This window comes from Chamaesiphon sp. VAR_69_metabat_338, assembly GCF_031423935.1.
Lineage (GTDB): Bacteria > Cyanobacteriota > Cyanobacteriia > Cyanobacteriales > Chamaesiphonaceae > Chamaesiphon.
The window spans coordinates 1-4,832 of the sequence record NZ_JANPGM010000730.1; the positions used below are offsets into that span (position 1 = coordinate 1).

Annotated in this window: 2 protein-coding genes and 1 pseudogene; 2 read left to right on the plus strand and 1 reads right to left on the minus strand. The window is 48.0% G+C overall.

The genetic code is table 11. From position 1 onward, the window contains the following. Window positions 1–230, minus strand: a 230-nt coding sequence (locus RMO84_RS20320; RefSeq protein WP_310490253.1) for a response regulator, incomplete at its 3' end; no start/stop codon positions are given. Between the two features lie 105 nt (window positions 231–335). On the opposite strand from RMO84_RS20320, the gene RMO84_RS20325 reads away from it, so the two are divergent. Both RMO84_RS20325 and RMO84_RS20330 read left to right on the plus strand, forming a co-directional pair. Further along, entirely contained in the window at window positions 336–3,704 is a 3,369-nt protein-coding gene (locus RMO84_RS20325; RefSeq protein WP_310490254.1) for a GAF domain-containing protein, read from the plus strand. Window positions 3,705–4,203: 499 nt separating this feature from the next. After that, a pseudogene (locus RMO84_RS20330) lies at window positions 4,204–4,832 on the plus strand (hypothetical protein); the annotation flags it as partial.

A 4,832-nucleotide genomic window follows, 5' to 3' on the forward strand; every position in this document is an offset into this window, starting at 1 on the left:
CCTTGCCATTGGGACATCAATTTGATTCGTTTGCACACTTCAAACCCATTCAGACCGGGCATCATCACGTCCAGCAAGATTACGTCTGGATCGAATTTGTCGAGCAAGGTAATAGCATCCTCACCGCAGTTAGCATAGTGCAGGCGATAGCTTTCACTCGGTAAGAGGGCTTCTATGACATCGAAATTATCGGGTCGATCGTCAACAACGAGGATGGAGTAAGTACTCATGAGAAATATACTCTTTTGATATATTTTTTAGGATACCCAGTCCCCGACCCAAACTTACGGCGATCTTGAGGGCACTATTAAATTAGTAGCTCCTCGCCGAAAAAAATGCTCGAATCTGTACCGTTTGCCCAGTCTGAGCCAATCTTCAGTTCGACACTGCCACTATGGGAGCAAATCATCGTTCGGTCGCAGAGCGTGTCGCCAGATACAGTAGCGATTGTAGCGATCGCCATGATGTGTAATTCTCCGCAGGCTGCCACTTCGATCGACGGCGCGACCTCTCCGGCAAAGCATCGAGGAGATGCCGCCGCTAGTTGGATTCTCATTGTCGATGCGGGACGACCGATCGGCATCTTGACAGCGACAGATGTCGTGCGGCTGATGGCAGCTCGGCAAGATTTGGAGCGGCTGACGATCGGCGAGGTGATGCAATCGCCGATCGTGACGCTAGCACGATCGGCAATCACAGATTTATTTGTAGTTACCAACTTGCTCGATCGACATCAGATCGACCACTTACCGATCGTGGACGAGCGCGGTTGTTTGGTGGGACTAGTTACCAGAGAGAGTCTCCAACCCCATTTAACAGCCGCAGAATTACACAAACTCTCAGAGCGACTGTCATTATCGCTCAAATCTGCCTCTGCTGGCTGTTGGGAGTGGGACATTGTCAAAGATTGCTCGATCTGGGACGATCGGATGTACGAACTATACGGACGCAATAGAGCAGACAACCCGATCGAGCAAGGTGGTGCCTATACCAACTGGACTCACAGCGTTCATCCCGCAGATCGGCCAGCGATCGAAAAAAAATTAGCCCAAGCGTTGATGCAAGTAGCAGAATTCAATGCCGAATTTCGGGTCATTCATCCTGATGGGAGCATCCACTTCCTCAAAGCTCACGGACTAGTGCAATCTGACGAACGCGATCGTCCCTGTCGGATGGTAGGGATTAGCTTTGATATCAGTGCGGCTAGAGAAAATGAAGCGATTCGGCAGCAAATCGAACAAACGATCCGCCAACAAGCCGATCGCGAATTTGTGTTGCGAGAAATGACCCAACGGATTCGGAAATCCTTAGAGCTACCGATCGTCTTTGAGACCGCAGTACGGGAAATTCGCAACTTTTTGGAAACCGATCGGGTGGCAATCTTTAAATTTGCATCCGATTGTCACCACTCCCAGGGTGAATTTGTCGCTGAATCGGTCGCCAGCGAATTTAAGCCGATTTTGGGCGCAAAAATTCACGATCTGGATTTTGGTCGCAAGTTTGCTCGCTACTATCGACAAGGGCGCATTAATGCGGTCGAAGATATTTATACGGCTGGACTTCAAGATTCAGAAATACGGGTGCTAGCGGCTTATCAAGTTCGCGCTCACTTAATCATTCCCTTGCTCAATGGGCTGGATTTATGGGGATTGCTTTGCGTCCATCATTGCCGGAGCGATCGCGCTTGGCAAGAGATCGAGATCGAATTTATCCGACATATTGGCGAACAGATCGGGATTGCGATTCAGCAAGCGACTCTCTATGCCAAAGTTCAATCCGAACTCCAGATCCGCTGGCGCGCCGAAGAAGAAATCGCCTTACAACTACGCCAGCAGCGCACATTAGGCGCGATCGCCCAGCAAATCCGCAATTCGCTCAAAGTCGAAGAAATCCTCGCTACTGCTGCTAGCCAAGTTAAGGAATTGATGCAGGTCGATCGCGCCACCATCTTTCAAATTTTCCCAGACGGACAACTCCGCGCTGTCGAAGAAGTAGTATCGCCAGATTATCCTAGCCTGATGCAGATCGAGTGGCACCGCGCACCATTCAGTCAAGATGAGATCGAATTTTACGCGCAGGGTCAACCCCGAATTGTAGTTGATGTGATGCAGGATGAGCGATCGCTGCGGCTTCAAGAATGCGAAGTCATGGCTGGGGTACGATCGAAAATCGTCGCCCCGATTTTATTGCCGTGTGAAAACAACGACACTGAGCGGCAGTTCGATCCGAGCGATCGCGTGCAATTATGGGGATTATTGAGCATCCATGCTTGTAGCGGCCAACGGCAGTGGCAAGATGTCGAAGCCCAACTTCTCCAGCAAATTGCCGACCAACTAGCGATCGCGATTCAACAGGCAACTCTATTCGAGCTATTACAGGCAGAATTAACCGAACGGCAACAGGCCGAAACCCAATTGCGCGAACGCAACCAACAACTGGCGATCTCTAACCAAGAACTCGCCCAGGCGACCCAGCTCAAGGACGAGTTCTTGGCAAATATGAGTCACGAACTCCGCACCCCGCTCAATGCGATTCTCGGCATGTCGGAAGCTCTCCAGACATCGATCGTCGGCGATCTCAACCAGCAGCAACATAATTCCCTCGCTACGATCGAAAAAAGTGGCAAACACCTACTCTCTCTAATTAACGATATTCTCGATCTCTCGAAGATCGCCGCCAATAAATTTGTGCTCGAATTGAGCGAAGTATCGATCCAATCCCTGTGTCAACACAGTATGCTATTTGTCCAAGAACTCGCCCACAAACGACAAATCCGCCTGACTACGCAATTACCCATCCCACTCAAGTCCGTCAATCTGCACATAGACGATCTGCGATTCCGTCAAGTCCTGATCAATTTACTCAGTAATGCCGTCAAATTTACCCCTGAAGGGGGAGCTGTGACTTTGGATGTGCGGGTGCTAGCTGGGCGCAGTGGCGATCTACCCCTGGCGATCGACCCAGCCAATCTGACTTCAATTGAGCCACTCGCCGCGATATCTGCTCGACAGCAAATCGTATTTTCGGTCGTCGATACCGGGATTGGGATTGCACCCGAAAATATCTCCAAATTATTTCAATCCTTCGTCCAAATCGATAGCAGTCTCAACCGTCAGTATGCGGGCACAGGATTGGGACTAGCATTGGTCAAGCGGATTGTCGAACTACATGGTGGTACCGTCACCGTTGAGAGCGAACTCCAACGCGGTAGTTGCTTTACCGTCTATCTCCCCTTCGAGCCAAGCCTGGAAGCCGCAATCCCTTCATCGACGCATCCTGCGCGGATGGAGATCGCTGTCCCGCCAGCAGACCCTAAAGATGTTAGGACTAAGTCCAAAGCATCGATCTTAGTAGTGGAAGATAACGAAGCCAATATGGAAACTCTGACTGGCTATCTCCACAGCCGAGGCTATCAGTTACTGGGCGCAGGCAATGGGTACCAAGCGATCGAGATGGCGCAGCTGCATATTCCTGATGCGATCTTGATGGATATTCAGATGCCCGATCTCGATGGGTTCGAGGCGATCGGTCGCATTCGGCAGATCCCGGAATGTGCGGCGATTCCCATCATTGCACTTACCGCCTTGGCAATGCCTGCCGATCGCCAAAAATGTCTGGATGCTGGTGCCGATCGCTACGTCACTAAGCCCGTCAAACTAGGCCAACTAGTCTCGACGATCGAAACACTATTACAGCACAATTAATTGTAAACATCGATCGACTACTAATGTTTTTCAGTAACGATTCGATCGATTTATGCGGATTCAGACATTAATAACGATTTAGAGATCGCGATCTCTAGTAACATCAGATTTTCTCTTGAAGTACCTCATCTGATATCTAATTGACTTACTCTATTTTGTGACGAGCGACACACTATCTTCTGAATTTATCATTTACATCATACTCACTCAAATATTGCTATTTTATGTATGTTTATATATCTCTTGATATATAGAGGTATAGAATTTTATGTAAATCTTGACAGACTACAAATTTAATAAAGAATTCTTTAAGACCTGGCTGTGAAAAGCCCAAGGCTTGTTTATTATGTAGTATTTAATTTTAAAATAGTCCGAAATCCGTATAGCAGATGTCACAAAAACGACAAATGTATAAAAAATAAATTTGCATGCTAGGATGTGAAAAGTATTTCCACGATAGAGAAATAAACATCTAATCATTTAAATATTGGGGATTTTCATGAGTAATTCTGAGCACGCATCTACAGCATCAGTATCAACTAATACAAATGAAAATACATCTGATGCTCTAGAAGTATCATTAAAAAATCAGCATTCGATCGAGCCGCAGTCGCAAATTGGATTCGATCCAGAACGCTTGATTCCGAGTCAAACCTACGTGGAAGTTGGGATCGAAAAATTGACAGCTCTGTGCAATGCCTTGGGCATGAATGCCAAACTTGCCGAGGTGGTCGAAATCTTTCGGGCGATGACGATCTCTTGGAGCGATCGTCAAATTGGGGAGAGTGTTGAATGGCCGTCTGATGTCTCAGACGATGGCTCTCCCTTTGAATTTTCGATCGCGTTAGACCCTGACAAAGTAGAACTGCGGATCTTGGTCGAAGCTCAAGGAAGCAATCCGAATCTTCAGTCTAACTGGCAAGCCGGATTAGAATTAAATCAATATTTAGCAGCGCATTACAACGTCAGCCTCGATCGATTCGCGCAAATTGCCGATCTGTTCGTCCCAACGAATACCGACGCCAAATTCTCGATGTGGCACTCCGCCTGCTTCTATCCCGACAAACCATCTGCTTTCAAACTCTATCTCAATCCTCAGTCACAGCACAAAAGTCGATCGGCAGCAAT

Bases quoted from the DNA above. Each gene is read 5' to 3' on its own strand.
- RMO84_RS20325 (WP_310490254.1), top strand. From the start codon at position 336: ATGCTCGAATCTGTACCGTTTGCCCAGTCTGAGCCAATCTTCAGTTCG.